The sequence below is a fragment of the Synechococcus sp. Tobar12-5m-g genome, assembly GCF_024345415.1.
Taxonomy (GTDB): domain Bacteria; phylum Cyanobacteriota; class Cyanobacteriia; order PCC-6307; family Cyanobiaceae; genus Regnicoccus.
This window is the reverse complement of record NZ_JAGQBB010000039.1, coordinates 1-13,974: the sequence shown is the minus strand read 5'-3', so window position 1 is coordinate 13,974 and position 13,974 is coordinate 1. Positions and strand designations below refer to the sequence as shown.

12 protein-coding genes and 1 pseudogene are annotated in these 13,974 nt (G+C 66.4%); 4 read left to right on the top strand and 9 right to left on the bottom strand.

Features of this window, described 5'->3' with window-relative positions:
- Positions 1-218: 218 nt before the first annotated feature.
- Positions 219-1,157 (top strand): IS481 family transposase, encoded by a 939-nt coding sequence (locus KBY66_RS15215; RefSeq protein WP_255090465.1) that lies wholly within the window; start codon positions 219-221, stop codon positions 1,155-1,157.
- 35 nt (positions 1,158-1,192) lie between these two features.
- Here the strand turns inward: KBY66_RS15215 and argS are convergent, their stop codons facing one another.
- The 7 genes from argS to mnmE form a co-directional block, all read right to left on the bottom strand.
- Positions 1,193-3,052, bottom strand: coding sequence for an arginine--tRNA ligase (argS, locus tag KBY66_RS15210; protein WP_255090468.1), 1,860 nt, complete (start codon positions 3,050-3,052; stop codon positions 1,193-1,195).
- A gap of 90 nt (positions 3,053-3,142) precedes the next feature.
- Positions 3,143-4,282, bottom strand: a complete 1,140-nt coding sequence (gene grrM, locus KBY66_RS15205; RefSeq protein ID WP_255090464.1) for a cyclophane-forming radical SAM/SPASM peptide maturase GrrM/OscB — start codon at positions 4,280-4,282, stop codon at positions 3,143-3,145.
- 13 nt (positions 4,283-4,295) lie between these two features.
- Entirely contained in the window at positions 4,296-4,685 is a 390-nt protein-coding gene (gene grrA, locus KBY66_RS15200; protein ID WP_255090463.1) for a GrrA/OscA1 family cyclophane-containing rSAM-modified RiPP, read from the bottom strand.
- A 48-nt stretch (positions 4,686-4,733) separates the two neighbouring features.
- A complete protein-coding gene (grrP, locus tag KBY66_RS15195) occupies positions 4,734-5,738 on the bottom strand; it encodes an extracellular substrate binding-like orphan protein GrrP (protein ID WP_255090462.1) in 1,005 nt (334 codons plus the stop codon).
- 71 nt (positions 5,739-5,809) lie between these two features.
- On the bottom strand, positions 5,810-6,688 hold the full coding sequence (gene nadC / locus KBY66_RS15190; protein WP_255090461.1) for a carboxylating nicotinate-nucleotide diphosphorylase: 879 nt from the start codon (positions 6,686-6,688) through the stop codon (positions 5,810-5,812).
- A 39-nt stretch (positions 6,689-6,727) separates the two neighbouring features.
- Positions 6,728-7,735 carry a TerB family tellurite resistance protein gene (locus KBY66_RS15185; RefSeq protein ID WP_255090460.1) on the bottom strand — a complete coding sequence of 336 codons (1,008 nt, stop codon included), beginning with the start codon at positions 7,733-7,735 and terminating at the stop codon, positions 6,728-6,730.
- A gap of 47 nt (positions 7,736-7,782) precedes the next feature.
- On the bottom strand, positions 7,783-9,156 hold the full coding sequence (gene mnmE, locus KBY66_RS15180; RefSeq protein ID WP_255090459.1) for a tRNA uridine-5-carboxymethylaminomethyl(34) synthesis GTPase MnmE: 1,374 nt from the start codon (positions 9,154-9,156) through the stop codon (positions 7,783-7,785).
- Here mnmE and KBY66_RS15175 point away from each other — a divergent pair.
- Positions 9,137-9,625, top strand: coding sequence for a DUF2062 domain-containing protein (locus KBY66_RS15175; protein ID WP_255090467.1), 489 nt, complete (start codon positions 9,137-9,139; stop codon positions 9,623-9,625). The two genes, mnmE and KBY66_RS15175, sit on opposite strands and share 20 nt — an antisense overlap.
- Before the next feature lie 18 nt (positions 9,626-9,643).
- On the opposite strand, the gene KBY66_RS15170 is transcribed toward KBY66_RS15175, so the two are convergent.
- A complete protein-coding gene (locus KBY66_RS15170; RefSeq protein ID WP_255090458.1) occupies positions 9,644-9,832 on the bottom strand; it encodes a hypothetical protein in 189 nt (62 codons plus the stop codon).
- A gap of 35 nt (positions 9,833-9,867) precedes the next feature.
- A pseudogene (locus tag KBY66_RS15165) lies at positions 9,868-11,276 on the bottom strand (protein adenylyltransferase SelO).
- A gap of 108 nt (positions 11,277-11,384) precedes the next feature.
- On the opposite strand from KBY66_RS15165, the gene KBY66_RS15160 reads away from it, so the two are divergent.
- Positions 11,385-12,368 carry an integron integrase gene (locus tag KBY66_RS15160; protein ID WP_255090466.1) on the top strand — a complete coding sequence of 328 codons (984 nt, stop codon included), beginning with the start codon at positions 11,385-11,387 and terminating at the stop codon, positions 12,366-12,368.
- 720 nt (positions 12,369-13,088) lie between these two features.
- Positions 13,089-13,898: a hypothetical protein gene (locus KBY66_RS15155; RefSeq protein ID WP_255090457.1), complete on the top strand. Its 810-nt coding sequence runs from the start codon at positions 13,089-13,091 to the stop codon at positions 13,896-13,898.
- The last annotated feature ends 76 nt before the right edge of the window (positions 13,899-13,974 follow it).

Here is a 13,974-nt window from a genome sequence, read left to right as displayed (position 1 = left end):
AGCGGGCCAGTCCCCAAACATGGTGAGATCAGGCTCATTCCAGCCTGATCTCTGCTGAAATAGTCCAATCCGAACAATTGGTGGACCGCGACTGGCTATGCGGACGTGTTGTCCAGAGCTTCCTTAGCTGTGTAGTCCCACCAGGTTGTTCAGCTGACAAGGGGGTGTGAGGTCGCCAGGGTCGGGGTGTCACCTCCCGTCCCAAGACCCCACCACCCATGCATAGCCACCCCAATGCCCGATTGACGCCCATCGGTCGTGAACGCCTGATCTGCAGGCATCTCGATGATGGTGTGCCGCTCAAAGCCCTTGCGGCAGAAGCCGGGATCAGCCTGCGCAGTGCTTACAAGTGGCTGGCGCGCTTCCGTGATGGCGGTTTGGCGGCACTGGCGGATCGACGGAGTGTTCGCCGCACCCAGCGGCGGACGCTCGATCCGCAGCGACTGCAGCAGGCTGTAGATCTCCGGCACCAGCGCTGCACGCTCCGCCGCATCGCCAGGGCCCTCCAGGCACCCCTATCGACCGTCGGACGGGTGATGAACACCCTGGGGCTGGGACGGCTCAAGAATTTGGAACCCAAGGTTCCAGTGAGGCGCTACCAGTGGGAAAGGCCGGGCGACATGATCCATGTCGACACCAAACAGTTGGCCAGGTTTGAGCGGGTCGGTCACCGGATCACCGGCGACCGCCGTCAAGGCTGCTCACGAGGCGCCGCCTACGAAAAGGTGCATGTCGCGATCGACGATGCCACCCGCCTGTCCTACGTCGAGGTGCTCGCCGACGAGCAGAGGGCGACGACCGTTGGGTTCCTGGCCCGGGCAGTCGGCTGGTTCTCTGAGCAGGGGATCACCTGCCGACGGATCCTCTCGAACAACGGCCCTGCCTACCGCTCCGGCGACTGGCGAAAGGCCTGTCGAGCATTGGATCTGAAACCCATCCGCACCAAGCCCTATACGCCGCAGACCAACGGCAAGGCCGAGCGTTTCATCAAAACCCTCCTGGCGGAATGGGCCTACGTCATGGCGTACCAGACCTCCCAGGAGCGGAACCACTGGCTACCTCGGTATCTGGGGATCTATAACAGCCACAGGTGCCACATGGCTCTTGGTGGCCTCACCCCTCAGCAGTCCTTACAGCGGCTGCTGATCGCTGAATGACCTGGTGAGAAAACACACTTAGCTGGGCAAGCCCATCACATCCTCTCCAGGGTGGGGATTCCCAGTAGCCCCAGCCCCAGCCTCAAGGTATCGGCGCTGAGGCGGCAAAGAGCCAGACGGGAGCCCCGGGCAGGCTCCTCGGCTTTCAGCACCGGCACCTGGTCGTAGAAGCGGTTGAACACCTGGCTGAGCTCGAACAGGTAGGTGCAGAGCCGGTTCGGCAGCAACTCCTCCTCCACCGAGGCAATCACAGCGTCGAACTGGAGCAGCTGGCGCGCCAGCGCCCATTCCTGCGCCTCTATGAACTGGAGTGGATCAGGGAACGGACAGGCCTCTGAAGTGAACGACTCCCCGGCGGCGGCGGCCGCTCCCATCTCGCCCCCCCTGCGGGCGATGCCGCCGATGCGCACCAGGGCGTAGAGCAGGTAGGGCGCCGTGTTGCCCTGCAGGGCGAGCATGCGATCGAAGCTGAACTGGTAGTTGGTGTTGCGGTTGGCGCTGAGGTCGGCGTATTTCACCGCGGCGATGCCCACGGTGGTGGCCACATGGGAGATGAAGTCCTCGGTTTCGTGGCGTCCCTCCTCGGTCAGACGGCGGCGCAGGTCGGCCCCGGCCCGCTCCACCGCCTCGTCGAGCAGGTCCTTGAGCCGCACGGTGTCACCGGAGCGGGTCTTGAGTTTCTTGCCGTCTTCCCCCTGCACCAGGCCGAAGGGCACGTGTTCCAGCCGGCCCCCCTCAGGCACCCAGCCGGCCCGGCGGGCCACCTGGAACACGGCGGCGAAGTGGCTGGCCTGGCCAGCATCAGTGACGTAGATGATCCGCCCAGCCCCATCGCCGTTGGGGGGCGGGGCGAAGCGGTAGCGGAGCGCCGCCAGATCGGTGGTGGCGTAGATGAAGCCGCCATCACCCTTCTGCACGATCAGCGGCAGCGGCTGGCCGTCCTTGCCGCTCACCCCCTCGAGAAACACGCAACGGGCGCCCGCATCGGTCACCAGCAGGCCGGCGGCGTCGAGATCGTCCACGACTCCCTCCAGGTAGGGGTTGTAGAAGGACTCACCGCGTTCACTCAGCCGGATGTCGAGGCGGTCGTAGAGCTGCTGGAACTCCCGCCGCGACTGCGCGCAGAGCAACTGCCAGGCCCGACGGGACACCGGGTCACCGCCCTGGAGTTTCACCACCTCCTCCCGCGCCGTGGCCTGGAAGGCCCCGTCGGCGTCGAAGCGGGCCTTGGCCTGGCGGTAGAACGCCACCAGATCGCCCAGGTCCACGGCATCGGCGGTGGTGAGCGCCTCGGGGGCCACCTGCTTGAGGTGGGTGATCAGCATGCCGAACTGGGTGCCCCAGTCGCCCACATGGTTGAGCCGCAGCACCGGATGGCCGCGGAACTCCAGCACCCGCGCCAGACAGTCACCGATGATCGTGGAGCGCAGGTGCCCCACGTGCATCTCCTTGGCGATGTTGGGGCTGGAGAAGTCCACCACCACCGGGACCGGGGGCTTGCCGGCTGAGCCCGTTGCCAACGCCACGCTCGGCACCCCCAGCCGCGGATCCCCCAGCCGCTCCCGCAGCTCGGCCGCCAGCAACTCGGGCCGAAGGGTGAGGTTGACGAAGCCAGGGCCGGCAATCTGGGGGGGCTCGCAAAGGGCGCCAAAGGCCGGGTCGGCAACCAGTTGCGCCACGATCGCCGCGGCGATCTGGCGGGGGGGTTGGCTGAGCGGCTTGGCCAGGGCCAGGGCCCCGTTGGCCTGGAAGTCACCGAATTCCGGCTTGCTGGCAACCACCAGCTGGGGATCAAGCCGTCCGCTCCGAAGCAGGGCCTCAGCCGCTGCAGCCGGGTAGGCCCGCTCCATCGCACTGGCGACCCGCGCCTTGAGGTCTTCGAAGATGCGCAGCATGGGGGATGGGGGCGGTCGCGGCTGTGCGTTCACGGGATCCGATCATCTCCCCCCATCGAGCCAGCGTTTGAAGGCACAACGACGGACGGCTCAGCCAGCCAGCTCCAGTTCCCGCTCCAGGCCCGCCATCACCACCTCGGCGCTGAGCTTGATGCGGTAGCGGCAGGCCTGGGTCTCGCTGCAGTTGAACGTGCCCCGCTCCCAGTACTTGTTGCTGCCGGCGCCGCCGCCGCAGAGGCCGAAGTAATCGCATTCGGAGCGGCAGCGCTCCACGCCGGAGCGGATCTCGGTGAGCACCCGCTGGAATTTCTCGCTGCCCGCCACCGACGCCAGGCTGTCGGTCGTCACGTTGCCGAACACGAAGTCCCCATACTCCGGCGTGGCGACCGCCAGCAACTCGGGGTCGAAGGTGGAGAAATTTCCACGGGCATCCACGTTCACGATCGCGAACGGGTGGTTCATGTCGGTGCGCACCAGGCGCTGGTCGCCGCAGGCCAGCCCGGCGATCTCCTCGAACTCCCGCAGCCGCAGGGCCCCGGGCTGCTCGCGCAGGCGCTCCCAGAACCGCTCCAGGAAGGCCCGGTAGCGGGCCTCCGAGCGGGGGCGGGACAGGGTGGAGCTGAGGTTCTCCCCCTCGGTCTCCTCCATGTTGAAGGCCAGGTTGTCGATGCCCTGGCCGTGGAAGAAGTCGAAGATCGTGTCGGCGTGATCAAGGGCGTCGTCGGTGAGCACGGCGATCACCTGGAAGGGGATGCCGCGGCGCTGCAGCCAGCCGATGCCCCGCAGGCTGGCCCCGTGGCTGGGCAGACCGGTGCGGGTGCGGCGGTGGGCGTCGTGGAGGAAGGCAGGGCCGTCGAGGCTGACACCCACATGGATGTCGTTGCGCTCGAAGCAGTCGCACCAGGCGGCGTCGATCGTCATGGCGTTGGTCTGCAGCGACTGCTCGATCCGCAGGGGCGGGCCGTTGCGCCGCCCGAGCACGCGGCGGATCAGGTCGGTGGCCTGGTCGTAGAAGGCGATCGGCATGGTGAGGGGCTCACCGGCATGCCAGAGCAGGGTGAAATCGCCGTCCACAAAGGGGCTCTCCAGCACCCGCTCCAGGATCCGCTCCAGCAGCTCCAGGGGCAGTCGGCTGCGGTCGTCGCGGCTGGGCAGGTAGCAGTAGTCGCAGTCGAGGTTGCAGAACGGCGTGGGCTGCACCACCAGCAACCTCAGGGGACCGAAGGCCACGGGGTTCAATGGCTCACCAGAAGTTGCGGAAGCCACCGCCATTGCGGAAGCCACCATTGCCGAAGCCACCGTTGCGCCAGCCACCACCGTTGCGGAAGCCACCGTTCCAGAAGCCGCCATTGCGGAAACCGCCATTGTTGAAGCCAACCCTGGGACCGTTTACGAAGACAGCTGCCAGGAGGTCATTGGAAGGTGAGCTGGCTTCAGCCTCCTGCTCCTCAGCCAACCCGCCGTCTCGCTCCCGCACCGCCCCGGCGATGCGACGCAGGCGGGCCTCGACGCTGAGGGTCTCCACTTCGGGGACGTCAGCGCCGGCCGCCAGGGCTGCTGCGGCAGGAAGCACCGGCAAGGCCGCCAGGATCAGCAGAAATCCGAACAGCCTGGAACGGAGAAGAAAAGCCATCGGGGTGAAATCTGAAGAAGGAGGGAGGGGACGGTGGGGGCTGGGCTCTCAGCGGGGGGCCGGAGCGGGTGAGTTCGCCGCCGGACCCAGGGGCCGGATCGCCTCGTAGTTCAGCAGGACCGATTCGAAATAGGTGCGAATGCGCTCGGATGGCACTGCCAGCACCCCCTGGGGCCCCACCCAGGGGTCAACGCTGGCCATCGCTTCCGGCTGGCCATCCACATAGCCCTGCAGCAGACGGGCGATCGTCAGGTTGGTCAGGTCCCGGAAGGCGGAATCATTCTCGGGAACAATGCAGCCCACCGCGTAGCGCTCGTAGGGAAGCTCCGGGGTGACGACCAGGCCGCTGGCCCCGAGGCTGCGGGCCTGGCCCGTGAGCAGGTTGGTGTCACCCATCGCGCCATCCAGCCGGCCCGCCTGCAGCGCTGCCACCGCTTCTCCCAGGCTGGCGAAGGGCACGACCTGGGCCTGGGGCTGGAGGCCCTTGAGCACCGTCTCCCCCAGGGAGCCACCCACCACACCGATGCGGCGACCGCGCAGGGACTCAGCCGAGCCGTCGAGGCGACCGGCCGGGGCCAGCAACCGGATGCCGGAGAGCCCAATCGGCAGGGTGTAATCCACCTGGCCATCGCGGGCCCAGGAGAAGGGGACGCCGCAGGCGAGGGCCAGTTCGCCCTTGCCCACCCGCCGCACCAGTTCGGCGGGATCAGCCACCGTCTCGAACCGCAGCTTCACCGGACGGCCGAGCGCCGTGGCCAGCTCCGCCTGGACGCGGCGGACCACCTCCAGTCCATAGCCGGCGGGCTTGCCACTGCTGTCAAGGAAGCTCAGGGGGGGCAGCTGGGGTTGACTCCCCACCACCAGCTCTCCTGTCGTGGCCACCCGCTGCAGGACCCCCTCGGCCCGGGCCGGCCCTGCCGGAAGAAGGGACGCCAGCAGGGCCAGGGAGGCCATGGTGAACCGAAGGATCTGGGGCGGGAAACGGCACGGCGGCATGGCAATCGGCATTGGAAACCCGCCACCACTCTGGCCACAGCGGGGTCGGATCGCCACCAGAGCGAAACCAATGGCAAAGGGCATCGGCCGAGCCTTCTTGGCACCGGGCTGTGGCAAAGGGCTGTGGCTCAGATTTGAATCGATGCGTGGCGCATGCTGATGTCGAGCCAGGGGGATCGGGTGACCGGGGCACTGGTGGAGATCAGGTCAATGCCGGTGGCGGCGTACTGGCGCAACTGGTCGGGCTGAATCCCGGACGCCTCCAGCACCACACCTCCAGACGGGCCTGCGGCGGCCAGGGCCCGCAACCGGGGCACCAGCTCGGCCAGCCCGGCGGGGGAGAACTCATCGAGCAGCACCCCATCGGCCCCGGCCCGCACGGCCGCTTCCGCTTCGGCGGCGGTTTCCGCCTCCACGATCAGCCGGGCCGGCCAGGGGGCCGAGCCGCGCGCCGCCGCGGCGGCCGCCACCAGCCCTCCGGACCAGGCCAGGTGGTTCTCCTTGAGCATGGCGGCGTCATCGAGGCCTTGGCGGTGATTCACCCCGCCGCCGCAGCGAACCGCGTACTTCTCCAGCTGCCGCAGGCCCGGAGTGGTCTTGCGAGTGTCGGCCAAGCCCACCCCGGTTCCCTCCAGCTGCCGCACCAGGGCGGCCGTGGCGGTTGCGATGCCGGAGAGCCGCATGGCCAGATTCAGGGCGGTGCGCTCCCCAGCCACCAGGGCGGCCGCCGATCCCTCCAGCTCCAGGAGCCGCTGCCCGGCCGTCACCCGCTCCCCTTCGCCCACCAAGTCCCGCACCTCCACGGCCCCATCCAGGAGCTGGAACAGGGGCTCCGCCAGCACGCCACCACAGAACACCCCATTGGCCTTGGAGGTCCAGTGGGCCCGGCCCTGTCGGCCGATCAGGGCCGCTGCGGTGAGATCGCCGCGGCCGATGTCCTCGGAAAGCCAGGCCCGCAGCTGCTGCTCGAGGGCGGGGCTGAAGGGCAGCAGGGGTGAGGGAGTCACAGGGGCAGGCGGAGTGGGGGGCAGCGGCAGGCCGGGCGATCAGCCCATGATCAAGGCCGGCCATTCCGGCTCGCGGCCGCGGGGCAGCACGTTGAAGCGGCGGCGCACCAGCTCCAGCGGATCGGCGAAGTGGTCCCAGGGGTCGATGGCGGCGATCAGATCCACCGACACCTGGGCGCCGTGGGCCATGCCGGCGAACAGGCGCTCCACATCGAGCGCCCCTCGCTCTCCCGGGATGAACGGGGTGGCGCCGATGCCCAGCTCGAACTCCGCCAGCGCAAACATCAGCACATAAAACGGATCCACCTGCTCAAAGCCCGCCTGGAAGCCGAGCACCGCCCCTTCCTCGGCGGCGGTGGTGCCGTAACCGCCGAGCACATGGCAGCAGTCGTGGTGCATCACCGGCGGCGGCGGCCCGCCCAGCTCACCGGGGAACCCGAACTGGTTGCGGTCGATGAAGACGGCGTAGGCCAGGCCGAAGCTGCCAGCGGGGTAGTGGCGCAGGGCTCGGTAGCGCTCCGCCATGGCCGTGTCCTCCTGCCGCAGCAGCACCCGCGCCACCCCAAGGGCGCCGCGCAGCCCCTCCTGCTCCAGGGTGGCCCGCGCCGCCGACGCGATGAAGCCACGCCGCCCGATGTCGAGGCGCACCATGGCCAGCCGCTGCTCCATCACCTGGCCGAAGGTGCGCACCGGCGCCGGGTCCACCGCCAGGGCCGCCGCCGCCTGCTCCAGCAACCGCTGCTGCGCCGGGGAGGGTGCACCATCGAGCAGGGCCACCAGGGTCATGCCGCGCAGGATGCGCTCGCGCCACTGGGGATCGGCATTGACGGCCCGCACCCGCTCGGCGAGTTGGCCGGGGGTGATCAGCGGCAGGGAATCGAGTTCGCATTCGATCTGCAGCAGGTGATCGCGCACGCCCCGGATGGCGGCGAGGGCCTTGGCCGTGGGCGCGCCGTTGCAGCGGGCCACCGTGAGCATGGCCGCCAAACCGGCGGCGCCGATGGCCTGGCGCTGCTCCACAGGAAGCTGGGCCCTGGGATCGATCAACGGCCGCCACCCACAGAGAGGTTCATTGTGCCGAGGGGTGCCTGCGTTCACTTGCCGATGCAGAAGCGGGAGAACACCCGGTCGAGCACCGCCTCGCTCACCTCCTCGCCGGTGATCTCCCCCAAGCTGCGCACCGCCTGGCGCAGATCGATCGTCCAGAAATCCCAGGGCAATCCCCGGGCTGCCGCCTCCAGGCTGGCGGCCAGGCTGGCGGCGGCGGCGGCGGCCAGCTCCCGCTGGCGTCCGTTCAGGGCCACCACCAGGCCCGGCTCCAGGCTTGTGCCGCAGCAGCCCAGCAGGGCTGTGGCCAGGGCATCGAGGCCGAAGCCTGCGAGGGCACTGATGGCCACGTTGATCGGGTCGGGGCCGTCGAGCCCCTTCCCGCCCGGCGCCACATCCGCCAGATCCGCCTTGGTGCCGACCACCAGCAGGGGGATCCGCTCGGGAAGCTGGCCGCGCAGCTGCCGATCGGCCTCCGTCCAGCCCTCGGCGAGATCGATCAGCAACAGCACACCATCGGCCGTCGCCATCGCCTGGTGGCTTCGCTCGATGCCCAGCCGCTCGGCGGGATCGTCGGTGGGCCGGATGCCGGCAGTGTCCATCAGGGTGAGCGGCACCCCCTGCAGCACCAGCTCGCTTTCGACCAGGTCGCGGGTGGTGCCGGGCTGGTCGGTGACGATCGCCCGCTCGCTGCGGCTCAGGGCGTTGAGCAGGCTGGATTTGCCCACATTGGGCCGCCCGACGATCGCCACCTTCAGCCCCTCGCGCAGCAGTCGGCCCTGGCCGGCTTCCGCCACCAGTCGTTCCAGTTCAGCCTGAACGGCCGCCAGGTCGGCCACCACGGCGGCGGCATCCAGGGGCGGCAGATCCTCCTCGAAATCCACCCGGGCCTCGAGTTCGGCCAGCTGGTCGAGCAGCCGGTGGCGAAGGGCTGCGAGGCGCCGCTGCAGCCCCCCATCCAGACCCGCCATCGCCAGCTGGGCGGCGCGGCGGCTGCGGGCGGTGATCAGGTCGCCGATCGCCTCGGCCTGGGTGAGGTCAAGGCGGCCGTTGAGGAAGGCCCGCTGGCTGAATTCTCCCGGCCCGGCCCGGCGCGCCCCGGCCGCCAGCACCAGCTCCAGCACCCGCCCCACGGCGATCAGGCCGCCATGACAGTGGAATTCCACCACGTCCTCGCGGGTGAAGCTGCGGGGCGCCTGCATCAGGATCAGCAACGCCTCATCCACCCGCTCACCGCTGGCCGGGTCCAACACATGGCCGTACAGCACCCGGTGGCTCTCCCAGGGCTGGTTCCCGGGGGCATGGAACAACCGGTGGGCGATCGCCAACGCCGCCGGGCCCGAGATGCGTACGATCGCCACACTTCCCTGGCCAGGCGCCACGGCCGTGGCAATCGCAGCAATGGTGTCGTCTGAAGCCAAGCGTCCCCCAGGGCCACCCTCCCTGCAGTCTCGGCTGCGGCGGGCCCTGGTCTGGTTGTGGGAGCAGGAGGGCAGCCACGGCCAGCGGGCCCGGGGGCTGGCGGCGGGGATCTTCTGTGGCTGTTTTCCTTTCTTCGGCCTGCAGACCATCCTTGGCATCGGCCTGGCCAGCCTGGTGCGGGGCAACCATCTGCTGGCGGCGGCCGGCACCTGGATCAGCAATCCGATCACCTACCTGCCGCTCTACTGGTTCAATCACCAGCTCGGCTCCTGGCTGCTGGGTCCGGGGCGGGGCTGGCCCAGCCTGGAGCTGATTCGGCAGGAAGGGATCTGGGATCTGGGCTGGTCCTTCACCAGCCGGATCCTGCTGGGTTCGACCCTGGTGGGCCTGGTGGCCTCCACCGGCTTTTCGTTCCTGTACTGGGCCTGGCTCGAACGCAGCAAGGGGGAGCCGGTGGTGCCGTCCTGAGGACGGCTCAAGCCAGGCTCAACCCCGGCTGAAACCGGGGCAGAGCATCAGGTCGATGTGCCCCCCACTGGGTTGGCGCCATTCCCGAAACTCATCGGCGAGGGCTTTGTGTTCGCTGCGCTGTTGGTCCGCATCCAATTCCAGCAGCCGTTGATGCACCAGATCAAGGGTGTCGTCGATCAGCTGGGCCGCCTGTTCGGAAGTCATGGGAAACCATCAAAGCAAACGTCCGTTAGGGAAATTCAGACAGATTCAGCCGTCTGGGGCTGTAGCGCAAAACACCCGTCTTCAGCGCCATGGGGGGATCGGAATGATTCCAGCCACTGGTGCAGGGGTTGCCAGTCGTCCCGTTGGTCGATCGCTTCCCAAAGCCTCTCCACCTTGGCCCGCACCGACATCGGCGTCACCGGCAGGTTCCAGCACCGCAGGGTGGAGGCGATGCCGGCCTCCTGGGCAGATGGGCGGCCCTGGCTCCAGGCCCACCAACCCTCACGCCAGGCCCGCCAGGGACCTGGCGGCGGTTCAGGGGCGCCAGCCACGAAGGGGGCGATCCGATCGGCCAGGGCCGCGAGGAAGGCGCCATAGGCCACGGGCCATTGCGCCAGCAACTGCAGGGTGAGCGGCACCAGGTCGGGCAGCTCGCCCTCCCGACCGCCCATGTTGGCGCCGGGCAGGTCGAAGCCCAGCCGCCGCATCAGCCGCTGGCGGTAGTGCTGGTCGCAGGCGGGAGCGAAGCGCTCCAGGCGCGCCTCCATTTCGGGACGGGGCAGCAGCATCGCCAGGGGCTCCTGGAGCAGGCGCAGGTTCTGATGGCAGATCAACGGCTGCTGCCCGTAGGCGTAGAGGCCGTTCTGATCGAAGTAGGCGGCCGTGAAGCCGGGATCCCAGATTTCCAGGAAGGCGAAGGGGCCGTAGTCGAAGCTCTCGGCCGCCAGCCGCGCCACCCGCTCCACCAGCCCGGCGTAGAAGGCCAGCAGCGGGTGATCGGATTCGGCGAGGTGCGGGTAATGCACCGCCACCACGTGGCGCAGCAACTGCTCCAGCTGCTCCGGTTTGCACAGGTGCAGCAGCCGCTCGCAGGTGCCGAAGCGGAGGTGGGTGCGGGCCAGGCGCACCATCACCGAGCTGCGGGTGGGGGAGGGCTCATCGCCACGCCAGAGGCCTTCGCCCGTTTCCACCAGGGAGAGGGTGCGGCTGGTGGTGACGCCGAGGTGATGCAGCGCCTCACTGGCGATCACCTCCCGCACCCCGCCCTTCAGGGTGAGGCGGCCATCGCCTCCCCGGCTCCAGGGGGTGGTGCCGGAGCCTTTGGTGCCCAGGTCGTGGAGATTGCCGTGGCGATCGCGCAGCTGGCCGTAGAGGAAACCGCGGCCATCGCCGAGGAAGGGGTTGTAGATGCCGAACTGATAGCCGTGGTAGCGAAGCGCCAGCAGGGATTGCCGTGCCTCGAAGCGGCCGTAGGCGACCTCCACATCGCCGTCGCTGATACGGGGGGGTCGAGGCCGAGCTGGCGCAGGAGGGCGTCGTTGCGAAAGCGCAGGCGCGTGAGCGGAAAAGACGCCGCCTCCACCAGGTCCCAGTACTCGGGCCCCAGACCCTCGCTGGCGGGCTCGAAGGGCAGGCCAAGCAAGGGGTTGGGGCTGGCGGACATGGGCAGCAATCGAAGCGTCGCAGCACGGGGGCCAGTGGATGGGGCGACCCTAGGGAGCGGAACAGGGACGGGGCTGGGAATCCTTCAAGAACAGTCCGCCGCCAATCCATCAACCCACCGACCAGCCCGCAACGACCCCCACGCCTGCTGGAGAAGCTGCGGGAGGAACTGGCTGTGCGCCACTACGCCCGCCGCACGATCGGAACCTACGAGCAGTGGGTGCGCCGATTCCTGCGCTTTCACGGAATGCGCCACCCTCGGGAAATGGGCCAAGCGGAGATCAACGGCTTCCTCACCCACCTGGCGGTGGACCTGCAGGTGAGCGCCTCCAGCCAGACCCAGGCCCTCTCCGCACTGCTGTTCCTGTATCGCCACGTGCTGGCGGTGGATCCGGGGGACCTCACCGGGGTGGTGCGTGCCCGCGTAAAGCGGCGGGTGCCCGTGGTGATGACGCCGACTGAGGTTCAGAAGGTGCTGGACCAACTGGATGGCACACCGGCCCTTGTCTGTCGGCTGCTCTATGGCAGCGGCCTGCGGTTGATGGAGGCCCTGCGGCTGCGGGTGCAGGATCTCGATTTCGAGCGGAAGGAGATCACGGTGCGCAGTGGCAAGGGGGACAAGGATCGTCTCAGCCTGATGCCGGAGCGGCTGAACGCACCGTTGCGCGGGCATCTGGAGGCGGTGCGGGGCCTGCATGGCAAAGACCTGGCGGCGGGATGGGGACGGGTGGTGCTGCCGCACGCCCTCGCACGCAAGTACCCCAACGCCGACCGGGAGTGGGCCTGGCAATGGGTCTTCCCTCAGAGCAAGCGTTGGAGAGACCAGCCCAGTGGGCAGCACGGACGCCACCACATGGACGGTTCGATCGTGCAGAAAGAGGTGCGCCGGGCTGTTCAAGCCGCCGAGATCGCCAAGCCGGTGAGCTGTCACACCTTTCGCCATTCCTTTGCCACTCACCTGCTGGAGCGAGGCACGGACATTCGCACCATCCAGGAATTGCTCGGCCACAGCGATGTACGAACCACCATGATCTACACCCATGTGCTGAACAGGGGACCCTTCGGCGTGCGCAGCCCCGCCGACCTGCTCTGAGGAGCCCTGGGAACCCTTGGGTGTGCATCACGGTTCCGGAGATGCAGACCGGCTCGGCAACCCATGGCGCCAGGAAGGGCTGCAAGGCAAGGGATCTGGGTTAAACGTCCTCAGCGTCGCGGCAACTTAGGAGGCAATGTCTGGCCTTGAGAATCTCCCAGGGTGGCCGGGACAACACCGGCCATTGATGGGGAACCATTCACAGCCCCTGGATCGGCGTGCATCTCAGTTCCGTTATGCACTCGCCCTCAGGCAGGGAATTGCGGCAGAATCCCCATGTCAACAGGGTTTCTCCAACCACCATGGGGGAGAAGAGGTTGCATAGGCGGCGTACTGAACCGCTGGGTGAGTGGATCACGGAACCGCCTATTTAGATGTTCGGCTGATCAGGCTCCGCACAGCAGCAATCATTTTACAGTGCGCGATTACAAGCAAGAGAGGGGTGCTGTTTATACTCAGCTCTGATAGACTTGGGGTTCTGTGGCGAAAAGACTTACATCTTAAAGCCGTTCAAGCAGAGGCCCTCGAAATCAATCGGTGCAAGATATCTCTGTGCCCATAAAGTTGCATTACGAGTTGCTTAATGCAGGCTGCGCCTTTGGCGGCTTCCAGCACATAATGCTAACTTGGCTAGGGACATAAGAGTACCTTGTCATTTTCAAAATGTTGTCATTGAACGCTTCCTTGGCTCTTCAGTTGATGGTCTGCGTCTTGAGCATTGTGGCCACCATCATCTTTGTCTATAGTCGGTATTCTCCAAAGATGATAGGTACGCTTGTCTTAATACTCAAGAATAGAAGAAGATGGCTTTGGCTCCTTTTCCTATTATTGCCATCGCTCTTCTTTTTTGCTCTCCACCCCAAAGTTCTTGCGAAAGCCAATAGCCCCAATCAAGAAAGCGCTGTTTGGGGATCCTATGGAGTATTCTCCTTATTCGACCCACAGCAGAAAAGTATCCCGGCTGTTTTGCGAAGCGAACTTAATATAGATGGCAAGCTTGTGGTCCTGAGAGATGGGCCTGTTTATTCCAGCATCCTTAGCTTCATTAGTGACTCGGGAAATCGAGATTTGTTCAAGGGTGTTCCCGATGCTGAACTTATCTATGCGATAAATAATGGACAAGAAACCAGGGCCAGCTTTGAAAGGAAGCCACAGGCCCAATCTCTAATTCAATTTCAGAAAGATGCTCTTATCAATCAAAGAGAAAATACTATTGTAGACGATAGTCTTATTCAACATTTAAAGCCATTTTCGACGGACTCTGACGATGCAAAGTTCACTTTAGTTGAGCGGGTTGCGTATGACTCTGAAGGGAATAGAGGATTCCTAACCCAATTCCCTAGGTTGACTGCCGTTCAAAGATATAATCTTAAGCTAGGCAGTAATCAAAGTGGGGGAGCCACGCAGAGCGAGCAACTTCCGTTGAGTGACAATAAATGGCTAAAGAAGGTTATTGAGGCCAATCCTGACTGGCGTGGCCTAAGGAGACTCTGGAAAACCCCACCACCCTGCGCGAGAATGGCCGTGTGATCGCAGGCGTGAACAGGGTTCATGGGCATCAAGCAGCTCGGCTTTGGTGATTACGAGCAGTCCACGGCCAAAAAGC

Excerpts from the sequence above, each read along its gene's own strand:
- KBY66_RS15175 (WP_255090467.1), top strand. The coding sequence starts at position 9,137 with ATGGTGTCGTCTGAAGCCAAGCGTCCCCCAGGGCCACCCTCCCTGCAG.
- grrA (WP_255090463.1), bottom strand. The coding sequence starts at position 4,685 with ATGGCTTTTCTTCTCCGTTCCAGGCTGTTCGGATTTCTGCTGATCCTG.
- KBY66_RS15170 (WP_255090458.1), bottom strand. The coding sequence starts at position 9,832 with ATGACTTCCGAACAGGCGGCCCAGCTGATCGACGACACCCTTGATCTG.
- KBY66_RS15215 (WP_255090465.1), top strand. The coding sequence starts at position 219 with ATGCATAGCCACCCCAATGCCCGATTGACGCCCATCGGTCGTGAACGC.
- argS (WP_255090468.1), bottom strand. The coding sequence starts at position 3,052 with ATGCTGCGCATCTTCGAAGACCTCAAGGCGCGGGTCGCCAGTGCGATG.